The sequence below is a fragment of the Mycobacterium sp. P4_H6 genome, assembly GCF_056400845.1.
The window spans coordinates 1-16,847 of sequence record NZ_JBFUKN010000051.1; the positions used below are offsets into that span (position 1 = coordinate 1).

The 16,847-nt window shown below is 67.6% G+C and carries 16 protein-coding genes, 1 tRNA gene and 1 other RNA gene; 9 read left to right on the forward strand and 9 right to left on the reverse strand.

The window, feature by feature from the left end; translation table 11 throughout:
* Positions 1-934, forward strand: a 934-nt coding sequence (locus tag AC1DTF_RS20190; protein ID WP_477475348.1) for a DNA polymerase domain-containing protein, incomplete at its 5' end; no start/stop codon positions are given.
* 6 nt (positions 935-940) lie between these two features.
* On the opposite strand, the gene AC1DTF_RS20195 is transcribed toward AC1DTF_RS20190, so the two are convergent.
* The 4 genes from AC1DTF_RS20195 to AC1DTF_RS20210 form a co-directional block, all read right to left on the reverse strand.
* Entirely contained in the window at positions 941-1,204 is a 264-nt protein-coding gene (locus tag AC1DTF_RS20195) for a hypothetical protein (protein ID WP_156409457.1), read from the reverse strand.
* A gap of 797 nt (positions 1,205-2,001) precedes the next feature.
* Positions 2,002-3,024 (reverse strand): S1C family serine protease, encoded by a 1,023-nt coding sequence (locus AC1DTF_RS20200; protein ID WP_477475349.1) that lies wholly within the window; start codon positions 3,022-3,024, stop codon positions 2,002-2,004.
* Positions 3,025-3,129: 105 nt separating this feature from the next.
* Positions 3,130-3,852 carry a lipid uptake coordinator LucA gene (gene lucA, locus AC1DTF_RS20205; RefSeq protein WP_477475350.1) on the reverse strand — a complete coding sequence of 241 codons (723 nt, stop codon included), beginning with the start codon at positions 3,850-3,852 and terminating at the stop codon, positions 3,130-3,132.
* A 72-nt stretch (positions 3,853-3,924) separates the two neighbouring features.
* Positions 3,925-4,010: transfer RNA gene (locus AC1DTF_RS20210), tRNA-Ser, on the reverse strand.
* A 73-nt stretch (positions 4,011-4,083) separates the two neighbouring features.
* Here AC1DTF_RS20210 and ffs point away from each other — a divergent pair.
* From ffs to AC1DTF_RS20230, 4 genes are all read left to right on the forward strand, one after another.
* Positions 4,084-4,178: signal recognition particle sRNA small type (gene ffs, locus AC1DTF_RS20215), an RNA gene on the forward strand.
* A 67-nt stretch (positions 4,179-4,245) separates the two neighbouring features.
* Positions 4,246-5,526: an aspartate aminotransferase type Ic gene (locus tag AC1DTF_RS20220; RefSeq protein ID WP_057171056.1), complete on the forward strand. Its 1,281-nt coding sequence runs from the start codon at positions 4,246-4,248 to the stop codon at positions 5,524-5,526.
* Between the two features lie 27 nt (positions 5,527-5,553).
* Complete coding sequence (locus AC1DTF_RS20225) at positions 5,554-7,491, forward strand: DNA polymerase III subunits gamma/tau (protein WP_477475351.1); 1,938 nt, start codon at positions 5,554-5,556, stop codon at positions 7,489-7,491.
* Between the two features lie 121 nt (positions 7,492-7,612).
* Positions 7,613-8,719, forward strand: coding sequence for a GGDEF domain-containing protein (locus AC1DTF_RS20230; RefSeq protein ID WP_477475352.1), 1,107 nt, complete (start codon positions 7,613-7,615; stop codon positions 8,717-8,719).
* On the opposite strand, the gene AC1DTF_RS20235 is transcribed toward AC1DTF_RS20230, so the two are convergent.
* Together AC1DTF_RS20235 and AC1DTF_RS20240 are read right to left on the reverse strand one after the other, a co-directional pair.
* Positions 8,658-9,962, reverse strand: coding sequence for a class I SAM-dependent methyltransferase (locus tag AC1DTF_RS20235; RefSeq protein ID WP_477475353.1), 1,305 nt, complete (start codon positions 9,960-9,962; stop codon positions 8,658-8,660). The two genes, AC1DTF_RS20230 and AC1DTF_RS20235, sit on opposite strands and share 62 nt — an antisense overlap.
* Positions 9,959-11,341, reverse strand: coding sequence for an FAD-binding oxidoreductase (locus AC1DTF_RS20240; RefSeq protein ID WP_477475354.1), 1,383 nt, complete (start codon positions 11,339-11,341; stop codon positions 9,959-9,961). The genes AC1DTF_RS20235 and AC1DTF_RS20240 overlap by 4 nt, the downstream gene beginning before the upstream one ends.
* A 70-nt stretch (positions 11,342-11,411) precedes the next feature.
* Here AC1DTF_RS20240 and AC1DTF_RS20245 point away from each other — a divergent pair, with 70 nt between their 5' ends.
* On the forward strand, positions 11,412-11,855 hold the full coding sequence (locus AC1DTF_RS20245; protein WP_477475355.1) for an SRPBCC family protein: 444 nt from the start codon (positions 11,412-11,414) through the stop codon (positions 11,853-11,855).
* On the opposite strand, the gene AC1DTF_RS20250 is transcribed toward AC1DTF_RS20245, so the two are convergent.
* Entirely contained in the window at positions 11,852-12,559 is a 708-nt protein-coding gene (locus tag AC1DTF_RS20250; protein ID WP_057171215.1) for an Rv3717 family N-acetylmuramoyl-L-alanine amidase, read from the reverse strand. The two genes, AC1DTF_RS20245 and AC1DTF_RS20250, sit on opposite strands and share 4 nt — an antisense overlap.
* A gap of 152 nt (positions 12,560-12,711) precedes the next feature.
* Here AC1DTF_RS20250 and AC1DTF_RS20255 point away from each other — a divergent pair, with 152 nt between their 5' ends.
* The 3 genes from AC1DTF_RS20255 (at position 12,712) to AC1DTF_RS20265 (ending at position 14,876) form a co-directional block, all read left to right on the forward strand.
* On the forward strand, positions 12,712-13,047 hold the full coding sequence (locus AC1DTF_RS20255; protein ID WP_057171050.1) for a YbaB/EbfC family nucleoid-associated protein: 336 nt from the start codon (positions 12,712-12,714) through the stop codon (positions 13,045-13,047).
* Between the two features lies 1 nt (position 13,048).
* A complete protein-coding gene (gene recR, locus AC1DTF_RS20260) occupies positions 13,049-13,660 on the forward strand; it encodes a recombination mediator RecR (RefSeq protein WP_477475356.1) in 612 nt (203 codons plus the stop codon).
* A gap of 94 nt (positions 13,661-13,754) precedes the next feature.
* The gene (locus AC1DTF_RS20265; RefSeq protein ID WP_477475357.1) at positions 13,755-14,876 is read left to right on the forward strand and encodes a hypothetical protein; all 1,122 of its coding nucleotides are present in this window, start codon (positions 13,755-13,757) and stop codon (positions 14,874-14,876) included.
* Here AC1DTF_RS20265 and AC1DTF_RS20270 read toward each other — a convergent pair.
* Positions 14,873-15,580, reverse strand: coding sequence for a type 1 glutamine amidotransferase (locus tag AC1DTF_RS20270; RefSeq protein WP_477475358.1), 708 nt, complete (start codon positions 15,578-15,580; stop codon positions 14,873-14,875). The genes AC1DTF_RS20265 and AC1DTF_RS20270 overlap by 4 nt on opposite strands.
* Complete coding sequence (locus AC1DTF_RS20275) at positions 15,577-16,797, reverse strand: MurT ligase domain-containing protein (RefSeq protein ID WP_477475359.1); 1,221 nt, start codon at positions 16,795-16,797, stop codon at positions 15,577-15,579. Before AC1DTF_RS20275 ends, AC1DTF_RS20270 begins: the two co-directional genes overlap by 4 nt.
* Positions 16,798-16,847: the final 50 nt, after the last annotated feature.

Below are 16,847 nucleotides of genomic sequence, written 5' to 3' on the forward strand. Positions count from 1 at the left end.
CTATTACCTCTCCGTCGCCGACCGCATGGTGAAGCTGTTGCGGGACAGGCCCGTTCACCTGCAGCGGTTCCCCGATGGCATCGACGGTGAAGAGATCTACCAGAAGCGGGTTCCGCAGAAGCACCCCGACTATCTGCAGACCTGCACCGTCACCTTCCCCTCGGGGCGCACCGCCGACGCGCTGAAGATCACCCATCCGGCCGCCATCGCCTGGGCCGCCCAGATGGGCTCGGTGACGCTGCACCCGTGGCAGGTGCGCTGCCCGGACACCGAGCATCCCGACGAACTGCGTATCGATCTGGACCCACAGCCGGGTACCGGGTTCGCGCAGGCCCGTGAGGTCGCCGTGGACGTGCTCAAACCGCTGCTCGACGAACTCGGCCTGGTGGGTTATCCGAAGACCTCGGGTGGCCGCGGTGTCCACGTCTTCCTGCGGATCGCGACCGACTGGGACTTCATCGAGGTGCGCCGCGCCGGCATCGCGCTGGCCCGCGAGATCGAGCGGCGCGCCCCCGAAGCCGTCACGACATCGTGGTGGAAGGAGGAGCGGGGAGAGCGGTTGTTCATCGACTACAACCAGAACGCCCGGGACCGCACGTTCGCGTCGGCCTACTCGGCTCGCAAAACCCCGATCGCCACGGTGTCGACGCCGTTGACGTGGGACGAGCTGCGCGACGCCGATCCCGATGACTACACGATCTCCACGGTGCCCGACTTCATTGCCGGCCGGCCCGACCCATGGGCGGGTATCGACGAGGATGCGCAGTCGATCGAGTTGCTACTGGACATGGTGAAGGCCGACGAGGAGCGCGGCCTGGGTGATCTGCCGTACCCGCCCAGCTATCCGAAGATGCCGGGCGAACCACCGCGGGTACAGCCGAGCAAGAAGGTCGCCGAGCACTGGGATGCCGACGGTAAGCGGATCGCTGACTGAAGCGTTTCAGCGCAGGGGCACGACACCGGCGCCGACGAGTTCGGCTCCGTCGGCCTTCAGGTGCGAGGCGGCATTGGAGCAGGCCACCAGCGAGCTGAATTCGACCGCCCCGAGCAGCAGCATCGGCCACAGTGCGCCGGCCACGGCGCTGAGGATCAGGATGTGCGGAGCGGGGTTGCGGGGATCGTTGAGGCGCCGGCTCGTCACGTAGACGACGGCGGTGCTGACCACCCAGCCGATCAGGTACGCGATGACAGTTGTCTGGACCACGGTGTCTCCCCACTTCATCGGCAGCGGGGCGTGTGATGCACATGCCTGGGCGCGATGTTCAGCTAAATGTAACCTCCGCCTGATCTTGGCGGAAGCCCCCACGCGGCCCCGGGTTTGCCGACATTTGCCAGGTCAAAGACCTTTTGAGTCCGCCAGCAACCTCACAGTCGGTTGCCAGAAGAGCCCGGAAGTTAGCCCCGGCTAACTCCCTGTGGGCCACGTATTGGAGGGCGTCGCGCACCCTGCTCCAGTGATCGCGAGGTGGTGTGGGGCCGGTGCGGTCCGGTGCCGAGAACCGGTCCGTAGGTATTTGGGGCCGGTCCCGTGCGGTGCGCCGGTGGGTCCGTTGCGCCTGCCGTGTGCCCCTCGGCGTTGACGAGGCCATAACCGTTGCCGCACTGAGCATTACGACGAATATGCGGGCATTCGCACAGGTGCACGGCTGGGACGGGGCGCCCCCGGGGGCGGCGCGTCCGCGCCGCGGGTGTCCGACCCGCCGCGAATCGAGTCATCCGTGGAGACCCGGCTGATCTCGGTACCGAAACCACTGGCCGGGCCGACGGTCGCCCGATGACGGCAAAGTGTCTGCCGCCTCAGCTACCGGTTGGATGTAAGGCGGGTCACACGAGTCGCCGACGTGACAACGAGCAACGCCCTGTGAATCCAATTGACGTCTGAGCGGGAAGTTGGTGAATTTCCGCATCGGCGCGCGCGGACGGTCCCTTGCGGGCTCCGTCGCGGCGGCAGGCGGCCTTCAGACACCGCTGCGCATTGTTGAGCGATCGCTCAGCAAATGCTCAGTCGCCGGGCGTCAGCGCCGCCTTGCCGGTGCGCTGCTGGCCGGCCCTGTCGATCCACGTCAAGCCGATGACATCGCCCGGGTAGTGCCGGTCGAGTACGCGGGTCAGATCGGCCGCCGACTCGATCGGGGTCTCGTCGATGGTCAGGATCACGTCACCGTTGGCCAGCCCGGCCAACTCGGCAGGGCCACCCTGCAGTACCTCGCGCACGATGACGCCGGGGAAGGCCTCGTGTTGTTCGGCGCTGCTGATCCCGACTCCCAGCAAGGTCGGCGGGCCGATGTGCACGGTGTCCGACGGTGTCCGCGAGCGGATCTGATTGGCGATCGCCATCGCGTCGTTGATCGGGATGGCGAATCCTTCACCGCCGGGGTCGGTCTGGAAGTTCACGGTCGCCGCGGTCGTCACGCCGATGACCTGCCCGGCGCCGTTGACCACCGGACCTCCGGAGTCACCCGCCCGCACGGGCGCGGCGATCTCGAACAGTCCGGTCATCTCGGTCTTGGAACCGGTCAGCTCGTCCTCGGCACTGATCGTGCGGCCCAGTGCGGTGACGGTGCCGGCTTCGCGGGTCAGCGGGCTGTTGCTGCCCCGGGCATTGCCGAGCGCGATGATGGGCTCGCCGATCACGATCCGGCCGGAGTCGCCCAACGCGGCCGTCGGCAGCCCGCCGGCGCCGCGCAACTGCAGCACCGAGATGTCGCGGCCGCGGTCGAAGCCGACGATATCGGCGCCGAACGAGCGACCGCCCACCACCGCGGTGATCACATCGGCGCCCTGGACCACGTGGTAGTTGGTCAGCACCTGACCCCCGCCATCGATCACGAAACCGGTACCGGTGCCCAGCACATGCTGGTAATCGACGACGGTGTCCAGGCGCACGACCGCCGGCTCGACCTGATCGGCAGCCCAGGACAGATCACCCGGGTCGGCGACCGCGGTCACCGGAGGGACCAGCAGGACGGCAGCGACGGCGGTGACCAGGGCGGTGAGCCACCGCCGAGAGTGGACCTTGCGCATTCGCCGCCTTCCGAGCGCCAGAGGTTCCCCCTCGATACAGACTGGGAGTTCCCTCAATAGTGACTGTGAGGAGGCGAACTGTCGACGTAATTGACGCTGGACGCGTCAGTTCTCGGTGGCGACGCCACCGCGGGTACGGCCCCGGCGGGCCTTCCCCGACGGCCGGTGATTGCGCAGTTTGCCGTCGTCAGAGGTGGTTTCCTGGACGGGTTCGGCGTCCTCGGTCGACGCGGGCTCGTCCTCGGTGTCGGCAGACTCGATTTCTGCTGATTCGTCGGAATCCGGACCGTCGGTGGCCTCGGCCGTGTCCTCGGCAGGCGCATCGGCGGTCGCCGCCGCGTCCGCATCGCGGTCGCCGCGGCTCTGCCGCTCGGCCTTCACCTTGAGCGGCTTCGGCGGCGGCGGGGGCAACTCGGCCACGAAGGCCAGATAGAAAGCGAAGGCGGCCAGCAGGGCGATCGCCGCAGCAGCCCCGTAGATGCCGAACAGCCACTGGCCGGCGGTATCCAGATCCAGCCAGATCTCACTGATGGCGGCACCGGTGATCAGCACCCCGGCCGCGATATGCCCGACGATCGACCAGACGCGCAGCGACAGCGCCAGGGCCGGCGTCCCGAGCTCGGGCTTGCGGGTACGCGTCAGGGTCACGACCACCGGCAGCGCCGTCAGGCCGACCAGCACGCCGCACACGATGCGCAGCGCGGTGCCCAGGGTGCCCGGCCACTGTCCGGTCAGCTCGAACCAACGCGGAAGCACGAAGAGGAAAAACAGAACCCCGGCGAGTACCAGCGATGACGCGTGCCACAGCGATGCGATACCGCGCCGCATACTCCTCCTAGAACGAGTTCGTGGTCCCGGGGCGTGACCGGATGGATCTGCGGTCACGCCCCGGACCAACTGCGGAGGATAGGGGATTTGAACCCCTGAGGGCTATTAACCCAACCCGCGTTCCAGGCGAGCGCCATAGGCCACTAGGCGAATCCTCCGTCGGCAATGGTAGCCGACCGACGAGAGAAGCCCGACCACCCTCCGTAGTGAGGCGGGGTACTACACTCGGCACTCGGACCCCGCGCGGCGTCCATCCTGTGAACTCCCCCAGGGCCGGAAGGCAGCAAGGGTCAATGGGCTCTGGCGGGTGCGCGGGGTCCCCTTATGTTTTGGGGGAGCAACCCGCTTTCCTGAACAACCTGTGTGTTCGCGGCTTCGCGTGAAAGGTCCGCCGTGTCGTTTGAGTCACTGAGCCGCGACGAACTGACGGCTCAGCATGAACAGCAACAGCGCAACTACACCGAGCTGCAGGCCAAGGGGCTCAGCCTCGACCTGACCCGCGGTAAGCCGTCGGCCACGCAGCTGGACCTGTCCAACGGCCTGCTCGACCTTCCCGGCGGCGACGACTACCGCGACGGTGAGGGCACCGACACCCGCAACTACGGCGGCCTGCACGGCCTGCCCGAGCTGCGCGCCATCTTCGGTGAGCTGCTGGACATCCCGGTGCAGAATCTGATCGCCGGTAACAACGCCAGCCTGGAGTTCATGCACGACGCGGTGGTCTTCTCCCTGCTGCACGGCGGCGTGGACTCCCCGCGGCCCTGGTCGCAGGAGCCGGGCGTGAAATTCCTGTGCCCCTCGCCGGGCTATGACCGACACTTCGCCATCACCGAGAGCTTCGGCATCGAGATGATGCCCGTGCCGCTGCGTGAGGACGGCCCCGACGTCGACCTCATCGAGGAACTCGTCGCCGCCGACCCGGCCGTCCGGGGCATGTGGTGCGTGCCGGTGTACTCCAACCCGACCGGCACCACCTACTCACCGGAGACGGTCACCCGGCTGCTGCAGATGCGCACTGCGGCGTCGGACTTCCGGCTGTTCTGGGACAACGCGTATGCGGTGCACACCATCACCCCCGAGTTCGTCGAGCCGATCGATGTGCTCGGACTCGCCGCGGCCGCGGGAAACCCCAACCGGCCACTGGTGTTCGCCTCCACCTCGAAGATGACCTTCGCCGGTGCCGGGGTGAGCTTCTTCGGGGCCTCGGCGGACAACATCGCCTGGTACCTCAAGCACGCCGGGAAGAAGTCGATCGGCCCCGACAAGGTGAACCAGCTGCGGCACCTGCGTTTCTTCGGTGACGCCGACGGTGTCCGGCGGCACATGCAGCGCCACCGCGACCTGCTGGCGCCGAAGTTCGCGCTCGTCGCCGAAATTCTGCAGGACCGGCTGGACGCCTCCAAGATCGCGTCATGGACCGACCCCAAGGGTGGCTACTTCGTCAGCCTGGACGTCTGGCCCGGCACGGCGCGGCGCACCATCGCGCTGGCCAAGGACGCCGGCATCGCCGTCACCGCGGCGGGTGCGGCCTTCCCGTACGGAAAAGACCCGGACGACAAGAACATCCGGATCGCACCGAGCTTCCCGCCGGAGTCAGACCTGCGCGCGGCCATCGACGGCCTGTCGACGTGTGCACTGCTGGCGGCCACCGAGTCGCTGCTGGCTCGTGATTAGTCGCCCCCGCTCGGTACCCTGCTGAGCGTGGCGCTCTACCGGAAGTACCGACCCGCAAGCTTCGCCGAGGTCGTCGGCCAGGAGCATGTCACCGCACCGCTGTCGACGGCGCTGTCCGCGGGGCGCATCAACCACGCGTATCTGTTCTCCGGGCCGCGTGGCTGCGGCAAGACCTCCTCGGCGCGCATCCTGGCCCGCTCGCTCAATTGCGAGCAGGGTCCCACCCCCACTCCGTGCGGGGTGTGCAACTCCTGTGTGGCGCTGGCGCCCAACGGCCCGGGCAATGTTGACGTGTCCGAACTGGACGCCGCCAGCCACGGTGGCGTCGACGACACCCGTGAACTGCGCGACCGTGCGTTCTACGCGCCGGCCCAGTCGCGCTACCGCATCTTCATCATCGACGAAGCGCACATGGTCACCAACGCGGGCTTCAACGCGCTGCTCAAGATCGTCGAGGAGCCGCCGGATCACCTGATCTTCGTGTTCGCCACCACCGAACCGGAAAAAGTGCTGCCCACCATCCGGTCCCGCACCCACCACTACCCGTTCCGGCTGCTGGCGCCCAAGACGATGCGCACCCTGCTGGAACGGATCTGTCGTGACGAGGGTGTCACCGTGGAGGACGCGGTCTACCCGCTGGTGATCCGGGCCGGCGGCGGGTCACCGCGCGACAGTCTCTCGGTGCTCGATCAGCTGGTCGCCGGGGCCGACAACAACCACGTCGTCTACCAGCGCGCGCTGTCGCTGCTGGGGGCCACCGACGTCGCGCTGATTGACGAGGCGGTCGACGCGTTGGYCGCCGGCGATGCCGCGGCGCTGTTCGGTGCGGTGGAATCGGTGATCGACGCCGGACACGACCCGCGCCGGTTCGCCACCGACCTGCTGGAACGGTTCCGCGATCTCATTGTGTTGCAAGCAGTTCCGGACGCCGCCGACCGCGGCGTGGTCGATGCCCCGGACGGCGTGCTGGACCGGATGCGTGAACAGGCCGCCAAGGTGGGCTCGGCCACGCTGGCGCGCTACGCCGAGGTGGTGCATGCCGGCCTCGGTGAGATGCGCGGCGCCACCGCACCGCGACTGCTGCTGGAAGTGGTCTGCGCCCGGTTGCTGCTGCCGTCGGCCCACGACACAGAATCGGCTCTGCTGCAACGCATCGAGCGGATCGAGACGCGGCTGGACATGGCCATCCCGTCCGATGGGTCCGCCCCGGCGCCGGCCGCGTCGGCGCCGGCAAAACAGTTCGTCCGGGCCAGCCGGGCCCAGGCGGCGGCCGAGGCCACACCCGAACCCACACCCGCCCCGGTGCCCCAGCCCAGGCCGCTGCCGACACCGGAGCCCGCTCCGGCGCCGGAGCCCGAGCCCGTCCCGCAACCTGTGCCGACTCCCGAGCCGGTGACGCCGCCGGTGCCCACGCCCGCTCCGGAACCCGTGCCGCCGCCGCGTCCGGTGCCGGTACCCGAACCGGAACCGTCACCCGCTCCGGCGCCCGCGCCCGTCCCCACGCCGCCGCCCGCCGCGCCTGCCGCTGTCGGTCAACCGGATGCCGCTGCGGTCCGCGCCATGTGGGACACCGTGCGGGAGAAGGTGAACGGCCGGAGTAAGCCGGTCAACGCCATGCTGGCCGATGCGATCGTGCGGGCGGTCGACGGTGACACGCTCGTGCTCAGCCACCGGGCACCTCCGCTGGCCAAGCGGCTCAGTGAGCCGCGCAATGTCGAGGTGATCCGCGAGGCGCTCAAGGACGCGCTCGGGGTGAACTGGCAGGTTCGCTGCGTGCCGGACTCCGGCGAGCCGGTCCCGTCCGACGCCGGTCCCGCCCCCCGCCAGGATCAGCGCGCCGAAGAGGAACGCATGCTGGCCGAGGCCAACAGCGACACCTCAGAAGTGGTGCGCCGCGACCCGGAGGAAGTGGCGATCGAACTGCTGCAGACCGAGCTGGGCGCCAAGCGGATCGACCGAGGATGAAGTCCAGCTGTTTGCTGTGATGACACGATGACGGTCTGTAATCCGCCTTCGTGATTAGCGAAAAAGCCTCGAACGCCCGCTAGAGTGATGTTCTTGTCATTGCTACGAATCAGGGGCGCGCGTGGGTAGACGTGAGTATGTTTTCGCCACCAACTCGCTGCGCGCGGGCCACTTCATGCGGGTGTTCATGCTGGTCGCCGGTCTGGGGTGCATCGGATTGGCCGTCCTGGGCGGCGTGATGCAGCTTCACCCCGAGGGCCCTGCCGGGGTGACGGCGCGGTCTGTCCAGGGCACCGTGTTGATCTCCGCCGTCGTGATCGGGGTGTGTTGGTGGCGTGCTCCGTGGCCGTCCTTCGCCCAATCCGTGGCATTCGTCGTCTGGGCCGACCTCGCCTGTGCGATGGTGGCCGTCACCATGGCGACCCCGGCGGCCAGGCTCTCGATGACGTCGTACGTCGGTCTGATCGGCATTTTCGCCGGGTTCATCCTGGGCACCCAGATATTGAGGCTGCACTGCGCGTTCAGCGCTCTTCTGATCGGCGGGATCGTGGTCCGGGCCGTCCTCGAAGACCATTCGGTGGTCGAGCTCTTCATCTATTTCATGCCGGCGTTCACCTGGGCGGTGGGTGTTCCGCTGATCAGCTCGGTCCTGATCGAACTGGGCAGGCGCGCCATCCTCACCACGGCGCGCTCGGCGCACTACGACTCGTTGACCCGACTGCGTAACCGGCGCGGTATGTACTCGGCCGTGGCGTCCGCCCTGCGGCAGGGCGGGTCGACCACAGTCGCGGTGGCGGTCTGCGATATCGACCGGTTCAAGCAACTCAACGACGATGGCGGCCATGCAGCCGGTGACGCCGCGCTCGTGACACTGGCAGATCTGTTGCGCGACGTCGCACGCGACGACGAGATCACCGCGCGTATCGGCGGGGACGAGCTGGCGCTCGTCTCGTTCCTCGGTGACCGCGGCTCCATCTCGGAGCTGGTGGACCGGGTGTCCGGGCTGACCAGGGTGCGGGGCGGGGCAGGGGAGTTCAGTGTCAGCTTCGGGATCGCCACGATGCCTTCGGCGGACGCCCATTTCGCCGTCGACGACGTACTCAGGCACGCCGACGCGGCAATGTACGACGCCAAGCGGTCGGGCGGCGCGGCCTGTGCGGTCTACGCTACGGAGCCCACCACGGCCGCATCGGCAGCCCGCCGTCATGGCCGCGATCGTCCAGCTTGACCGCCAGAACCTGGTGCAGCTGAACCACGTTGGACTCGAAACCGAGCCGGGACCCGGCCATGTAGAGACCCCACACCTTGGCGGTGGGCAGGCCGACCTCGGCGACCGCCTCGTCCCAGTGCTCGACCAGATTGCGGCACCAGTCGCGCAGGGTCAGCGCGTAGTGCATGCGCAGATTCTCCTCGTGCAGCACCTCGAGACCGACGTCCTGGGCCTCGGCGATGATGCGCCCCGATCCGGTCAGCTCCCCGTCGGGAAAGACGTAGCGGTCGATGAAGAAGCCGGCGGAAGCATCGGCCCGGTTGTTCGGCCGGGTGATGCTGTGGTTGAGCAGCAGTGCGCCCACCCGCATCTTCGCCTGCAGGAAAGCGAAATAGGACGGATAGTTGGCCACCCCGATGTGTTCGGTCAGCCCGATCGAGGACACCGCGTCGAAGCCGGATTCGGTGATGTCGCGGTAGTCGCCGTGGCGCACCTCGGCCAGGCCGGACAGACCTTCATCGACGATCGCGCGTTGCGCCCACGCGGCCTGCTCGGCCGACAAGGTCACACCCAGCACCTGGACACCGCGACGGGCGGCGTAGCGCACCATGCCGCCCCAGCCGCATCCCACATCGAGCAGACGGTCGCCGGGTTGCAGTCGCAACTTTTCGAACACCAGCCGGTACTTGTTGTCCTGGGCGTCTTCCAGCGTGGCGTGCTCGTCCGGATAGCAGGCACAGGTGTAGGTCATCGATGGGCCGAGCACCATTTCGTAGAAGGCGTTCGACACGTCGTAGTGATGGTGGATGGCGCCGGCGTCCCGGGATTTGCTGTGCCGCAGCCCTTCCAGGATCCGTCGCCAGCGAGGCAGCGCCTCCTGCGGGGGTGGCGCGATCGGGACGAGGTGCTCCAGCCCGATCGATGCGATGACATTGGCCAGCACCCGCGCGGGCGGTCGCTTGATCGCTTTCTTGTCCGCGAGCGCGCGCAGCAGGTCGTAGGGATCGCCGGGGTGCACACCCAGTGGCTCGATATCGCCCGCGACGTAGGCACGGGCCAGGCCCACCTGACCCGGCGCGGTGGCCAGGTAGGTGGTGCCCCGGGGGGACGTCAGCGCCAGCCCTACCGCAGCGTCAGCCGGTCCGGATGTGCTGCCGTCGTACGCGGTGAACTTCAGCGGGAGTCTGCCGGAGGTGAACGCTTCGAGCACCTCGGCGAGGCTGAGCTTGCTTTGCTCGGCACGGTCCTTGAAAGTGGTCATCGGTTCTGCACCGCCTTCGCATACAGATCGAGCAATCGGGAGTCGGGGTCGTAGGCCTTCTTCACGGACCGGTAGGTCTCGCCGCCGTAGAGAGCGCCGAACTCCTCGGCGCTGTAGAAGGATTCCGAGTACAGCGACTTGTGGCCGTCGAGTTCGGAGACCTTGCGTTCGATGAGCCGGTTGGTGTGTCCGGGTCGGGGGCCGGCCGGCACCGAGGACCAGAAGCCGATGTTGACGTAGGTGTGACCCGACCGCAGCGGGTACAGCGGCCATTGCGCGCCGTCGTCGCGCAACCGCAACGGGCACAACCAGATCGGTTCGACGGGAACATTGTCCAGGAACCAGCGCAGGAACGCAGTGCAGTTCTCCAGCGGCACCTCGACGTCCTGAACCACCCGTTCCCTGGGCGGCCGGCCGTTGCGCTTCTCGATCCGGTCGGCGATACCGAACCGCTGGTCGTAGCCGATGAGCTTCCAATAGAAGCTGCTGCGCCGGTAGCGTCGCGGCCACAGCCTGCGCAACACCGGATGCTGGGCGCCGAAAGCCCGTGAACACCAGAACCAATCGGTATCCCAGCGCCACAGGTAGTCGGCGGTGGTGAGGCGGTCGTGACGCTCACCGTCGGCGTGCTGAATGGACCGGTAGTAGATGTCGTGGCCGGTGTAGTCGCTGACCGGTCCCGCGGTGTCGGTCTGAAAGCCGAGGCACAGGTAACTCTCCTGGGCGCTGAACACCACACCGTCGAGATAGTGCACGGGCACACCCTGGTAGCCGCGGGTTTCGATGATGCGGTCCATCGCGGCCGCCATCTCTTCGAGCGAGTGGAAACGCAGGTGGCGTAGCGCGACGAACGGCTGGACGGGCTCCAACTCGATCCGCAGGCGCACCGAATAGCCGAGCGTGCCATAGGAGTTCGGGAAGGCATGAAAGAGATCAGGGTGAAGGTCTCGGCTTGCGGTGACGAGTTCGCCTGTACCGGTAAGGATATCGAGTTCGAGTACCGATTCGTGCGGCAGGCCGYTGCGGAACGAGGCCGATTCGATGCCCAGTCCGGTGACCGCGCCGCCGAGGGTGATGGTCTTGAGCTGTGGGACCACCAGCGGGGACAGGCCGTACGGCAGCGTGGCGGCCACCAGATCCTCGTAGGTACACATGCCCGAGACATCTGCGGTGCGGGCCGCGGGGTCCACCGCAATGACGCCGGTGAGGCCCGAGGTGTCCAGACCTTCGGCAGCGATCTTCTCCCGCGCCCGAAACAGGTTCGACGTGGGTTTGCGCAGTCGCACAGTCGCTGTCGGGGGGATGGCTCGATAACTGTCGAGTAGTCGCTGCACGCCCGCCCCGTGTACAGCTTGTGCGTCAGTTGCCACAACAGACACACATATACGCTAGTCCTCGGTCGCCGAAGCCGCGACCGCACCGACACGTGATGACAGGAGTTTTTCACTCATGGGACAGGTCAGCGCTTCCAGCACTGTGTTGATAGATGCCGCACCGGAAGCTGTGCTCGCCGCGGTCTCCGACTACCAGACGGTGCGGCCCAAGATCCTCTCGTCGCATTACAGCAACTACTCCGTGCTCGAGGGCGGGCAGGGCGCGGGCACCGTGGTCGCCTGGAAGTTGCAGGCCACCGAGTCCCGCTCGCGCGACGTGAAGGCCAGTGTCGACGTGGCAGGCAAGACCGTCATCGAGAAGGACGCCAACTCCACTCTGGTGACCAACTGGACGGTGGCGCCCGCAGGCACCGGTTCGACCGTCACCGTCAAGACCTCGTGGACGGGCGCGGGCGGTATCAAGGGCTTCTTCGAGAAGACGTTCGCCCCGCTGGGCCTGCGCAAGATCCAGGACGAGGTGCTGGGCAACCTGAAGAAGGAACTCGAAACGGCTCCCTAGCTGTTGGCAAGCCAGGTCGCGACGCCCCGGGCCACGGCCTCGGCCAGCTTCTGGCGTCCGGCCTCGGACTCCATCAGCGCCGAGTCGGCCGGGTTCTTCATATTGCCCAGTTCGACCAGCACCGACGGGAACTGCGCATGGTTGAGCCCGGCGATGTCCGAGCGCGGGTTGAGCCCGTTCGAGCCGATGTAGGTGGACGGTACGACCCCGGACCCCTTGAGCTGGTCACGCATGATCTGCGCGAACTGCACTGAGGGGCCGGCCTGCACGGTGTTCAGCGGCGGGTCCGAGTACAGGACGTGGAATCCGCGGCCGGTGGCCGGGCCGCCGTCGGCATGGATGCTGACGATGGCGTTAGGGCGCAGGGCGTTGGCCATGGCGGCGCGTTCGTCGACGCACGGCCCGAGTGCGTCATCGTTTCCGCGTGACAGCGCGGTGCGGACACCGTTGGCGTCCAGGATCGCCCGGACCCGCAGCGTGACATCCCAGTTGAAGGTGTGCTCGGGATAGCCGGACTCCGTGGTGGTGCCGCTGGCCTGACAGTCCTTGGTGCCGCCCCGGCCGGTGGGAACCTGGCGACTGATGGACGCATCGTTGGCACCGTTGTGGCCCGGATCGAGGAACACGATCTTTCCGGTGATGGTGTTGGGCGCGGCGCCGGCGAGCGGGGCGGCCGAGGCGGACAGACTGGCGGCGACGAGCATCGTCGCCGCTGTGATGGCGCCGACACGCAAGCTGGAGGGGACGTGCACGCCGCCACGGTAGTCGCGGTGACGGCTACTGTTGAAGAGCAAATCGTCTCGGACTCGTGAGTGAAATGAAGTCGAGACCAGGTCGCAATCAAGAGGGGACAGTCATGCAACCCGGTGGTGGTCAGCCCGATATGTCCGCGCTGCTCGCGCAGGCGCAGCAGGTGCAGCAGCAGCTGATGGAGGCGCAAGAGGCGCTGGCGAACTCCGAGGTGCACGGTCAGGGCGGTGGCGGCCTGGTGCAGGTCACCATGAAGGGCAGCGGTGAGGTCATAGCGGTGGCCATCGACCCGAAGGTGATCGACCCGTCCGATCCCGAGACGCTGCAGGACCTCATCGTCGGTGCGCTCGCCGATGCCGCCAAGCAGGTCACCATCCTCGCCCAGACCCGCCTCGGGCCGTTGGCCGGCGGCCTGGGTGGTTTCGGACTGCCGGGTACCTGAATTGTTCGAGGGACCGGTACAGGATCTGATCGACGAGCTCGGCAAGCTGCCGGGTATCGGGCCCAAGAGCGCCCAGCGCATCGCGTTCCATCTGCTGTCGGTGGAGCCACCCGATATCGACCGGCTGACCGCGGTGCTCGGCCGGATCCGCGACGGTGTCACGTTCTGCGCGGTGTGCGGCAACGTCTCCGACGAGGAACGCTGCCGGATCTGCAAGGACGCCCGCCGCGACGCCTCCCTGGTGTGCGTCGTCGAGGAACCCAAGGACATCCAGGCGGTGGAACGCACCCGCGAGTTCCGCGGCCGGTACCACGTGCTGGGTGGGGCCCTGGATCCGCTGTCCGGGGTGGGCCCGGACCAACTGCGCATCCGTGAACTCCTGAACCGGATCGGCGAACGGGTCGACGGTGTCGACGTTGCCGAGGTCATCATTGCTACCGACCCCAACACCGAGGGTGAAGCGACCGCCACATACCTCATGCGGATGCTGCGAGATATCCCCGGATTGACCGTCAGCCRCATCGCGTCGGGTCTGCCCATGGGCGGTGACCTGGAGTTTGCCGACGAATTGACGTTAGGACGTGCGCTCGCGGGCCGCCGCGCTATGGTCTAGATGACATAGTCGTCAATTTGTATACTGCCTCCCGGATGACGGGAGGTTTGCTGTTTTTGCTTGACGGCRCAAAGTTTTCTGAAGGGCGGTGAAGGTGACTCGCGTCTTCCTTTCGACTTGGGGGCAGAGTGACAACATCGGCGATTCGATCCTGCGGCGCGGCCAACTCCGCACCTTCCAGAACATCGACGGCGCGCAACTGCACGTACATGTGGGCCGCAAGGACTTCGATCCCAACTCCGATGACTATGTGACCGCGATCGGGCTCGACGGCAGCGAGAAGCAATACGACACGGCGGCCGGCTGGCTGGTCCGGGCGCTGGGCAGTTCCGCCGCGGCCCGCACGATCCTGGTCATGCCGACCGGTGAGATCCTCATGCCCGAGCGCTTCCGGCGCTACTGGGGTTGGTGGACCCTCATCGGGGCGCTCGGAGCCAAGAGTCGCGGCGGAGCCATGGTCCAGGTCGGTGCCGGGGTCCGGATGGCGTCGGTCGGCAAGAAATCAGAAGGCGGGTCCCGCGTGGTCCGCGAAGAGGTCGACGTGCCGCCACTGGAGCGGATCGCGCGGCGCAATATGCCGGTGGTGGCGTGGCGAGATGCCAACACCCGCAACTCATTCCAGGTCGGCGATGTCGCTCCGGACTGGGCCTTCGGAGAGGGGCCCGATCCGTCCGGCGGTCTGGGCCCGGCCCCGTCGGAGCGCAAGGTGCTGGCGGTGACCATGCGCTCGGACCGCGATGTCCTGACCGAGGACAAGATCGCGCTGATCCGGGAGATCGCCCATATGCACGGGCTGCGGATCCAGGTGTACAGCCAGGTGCGCCGCGACCGCGAGACCATGGAGAAGCTGGCCGAGATCCTGCATCCCGGAACGCCGGCCATCCTGATGCGCGACGAGACCCACGGCGAGTGGGAAACCTTGATGCGCACCATGTACCGGGATTCCGCGATCGTGGTCAGCGACCGGTTGCACGCCCTGATCATCGCCGCGACCGAGGGTGCGATACCGCTGGCCCTGTCGAACTGGACCACTGAGAAGGCCGTCCGGATGCTCAAACCCGGAGGGTTCGACCTGCCTTCGCAGGATCCGGGTGCCATCAAGAGCTACCTCGCGGAGATGTTCGCCGATCCGGAGGCCGTCAGCCGCCGCATCAGGGGTGCCCGCGCCGAGCTCGACGGTGTGCGTGACCGGTTGCGGGCGCTGGTCGCAGGCTAGACCCGGCGCGGCGCCGCCAATCGCTCGGAGCGCAGCAGATCCACCTCGGTCAGCTGCAGCGCCGGAAGCTCACCGACGACCTGGGTGAGCAGATGGTCGGCCAGTTCCGGATTGCGCGCCAGGCACGGCCCGTGCAGATAGGTCGCCAGCACACTGCCCTGTACCGCGCCGTCATAACCGTCACCCGCGCGGTTGCCCGCGCCCTTGGTGACCGCGCTCAGTGGCGCGGCGTCATGTCCGAGAACCGTTCCGCCCCGGTGATTTTCGAAGCCGGTCAGGGGCTGGGTGAGACCGCTCAGCAGCGGCTTCGCCGACACCTCCCCGATGGTGCGGCTCTCCTGCGGTGCGGTGGTGACATCGAGCAGACCGACACCGTCGACGCGTTCACCGGCCGAGGTCTCATACCAGTGCCCGAGCACCTGGATGGCTGCGCAGATCGCGAGCACCGGGGCTCCGCGCACGGCGGCGCGCTGCAGGCCCGGGTAGCGGATCAGGTGCTTGGTCGCCAGCCGCTGGGCGTAGTCCTCAGCGCCGCCCAGCGTGTAGATGTCCAGCGAGTCGGGCACCGGGTGGGCCAGCGTGATCTCCACGATCTCGGCGTCGATCCCGCGTAGCAGCAGGCGTTGTCGCAGCACGACCGCGTTGCCGCTGTCACCGTAGGTGCCCATCACGTCGGGCAGCACCAGCCCGATCCGGACGGTCATGAGACCTTCCGGTTCAGTTGCAGGAAGGCCGTGTAGTTGGCGATCACCTCGACATGTCCGGGCGGGCAGGACGCGATCGCGGCGAGGGTGTCATGCACCAGAGTGTGCTCCACACCGGCATAACCGAGGCGCACCGCCAGGTCGGTACCGCGCTCACCTGCCGCCACCACCTGGGTGCGCTCGAAATGCTCGAACCGGACATCCCACAACCAGGACAGATCCTCCCCGTCGGGGACCTGGCCGTTCACCGAGATGACCACTCCCGCAGCGTCTTTGTCGATCATCGACAAAGCCTCCTGCCAGCCGGCGGGATTCTTGGCCAGCAGCAGACGCGCGGTGTGGTCACCGACCTTGACGGTCCGGTACCGGCCCGCGACCTCATCGACGGTCGACACGGCGGCCACCGCCTCGGCCGGGTCGGCGCCCAGGGCCACCGCCGCGGCGACGGCCTGGGTGGCGTTCCCGCGGTTGACCGCGCCCGGCAGTGCGAGCGTCATCGGCAGCGTGAAGCCCTCGGGGCCATGGATATCGGTGTCGTCGTAGGTCCACTGCGGCGTGGGTCGCTTGAAATCTGTGCCGGTGGAGTACCAGTGGTTACCGTCGCGGACGATGATCTCTCCGGAGCGCGGACAGCTCACCGAGTCCCCGGCCCAGCTGCCCCCGGCCGCCACCCACACCACGTTCGGGCAGTCGTAGGCCGCCGAGGTCATCAGGACGTCATCGCAGTTGGCGATCACCACCGCGTCGGGATGGCGGGCCAGCCCGGCGCGCAGCGTGCGCTCGATGTGATTGATTTCACCGACGCGATCGAGCTGATCGCGAGACAGATTCAGCAGCACGACCACCTCCGGCGACACGGCGTCGCTGACGTGCGGGACGTGCATCTCGTCGACTTCCAGGGCGGCGAGCTCGGCCTGGCGGGCACCTGCCAGCGCGGCCACCAGCCCGGCGTCCATATTGGCGCCCTCGGCATTGGTGGCCACCGGGCCCAGCGTGGCCAGCGCCGCCGCCGTCATCCTGGTGGTCGTCGATTTACCGTTCGTGCCGGTCACGACCACCGCGCGTCGGTTCTTGCCGAGCTGGCCCAGGATCGATTTGTCGATCGACATCGCCACCAGACCGCCGATCATCGCCCCGGCGCCACGGCCGGTCACCCGGGAGGCCCAGCGTGCGGCGGCCCCGGCGCCCAGCGCCAGCCGCCCTCGAGGAGTGACCATCCTGCGAATTTTAGGGGCCCGACACGCGGTGCCGCGATCCGGTGCTGCTT

Excerpts from the sequence above, each read along its gene's own strand:
- AC1DTF_RS20200 (WP_477475349.1), bottom strand. The coding sequence starts at position 3,024 with ATGCGCAAGGTCCACTCTCGGCGGTGGCTCACCGCCCTGGTCACCGCC.
- lucA (WP_477475350.1), bottom strand. The coding sequence starts at position 3,852 with ATGCGGCGCGGTATCGCATCGCTGTGGCACGCGTCATCGCTGGTACTC.
- AC1DTF_RS20235 (WP_477475353.1), bottom strand. The coding sequence starts at position 9,962 with ATGACCACTTTCAAGGACCGTGCCGAGCAAAGCAAGCTCAGCCTCGCC.
- AC1DTF_RS20245 (WP_477475355.1), top strand. The coding sequence starts at position 11,412 with ATGGGACAGGTCAGCGCTTCCAGCACTGTGTTGATAGATGCCGCACCG.
- AC1DTF_RS20250 (WP_057171215.1), bottom strand. The coding sequence starts at position 12,559 with ATGCTCGTCGCCGCCAGTCTGTCCGCCTCGGCCGCCCCGCTCGCCGGC.
- AC1DTF_RS20255 (WP_057171050.1), top strand. The coding sequence starts at position 12,712 with ATGCAACCCGGTGGTGGTCAGCCCGATATGTCCGCGCTGCTCGCGCAG.
- AC1DTF_RS20270 (WP_477475358.1), bottom strand. The coding sequence starts at position 15,580 with ATGACCGTCCGGATCGGGCTGGTGCTGCCCGACGTGATGGGCACCTAC.
- AC1DTF_RS20275 (WP_477475359.1), bottom strand. The coding sequence starts at position 16,797 with ATGGTCACTCCTCGAGGGCGGCTGGCGCTGGGCGCCGGGGCCGCCGCA.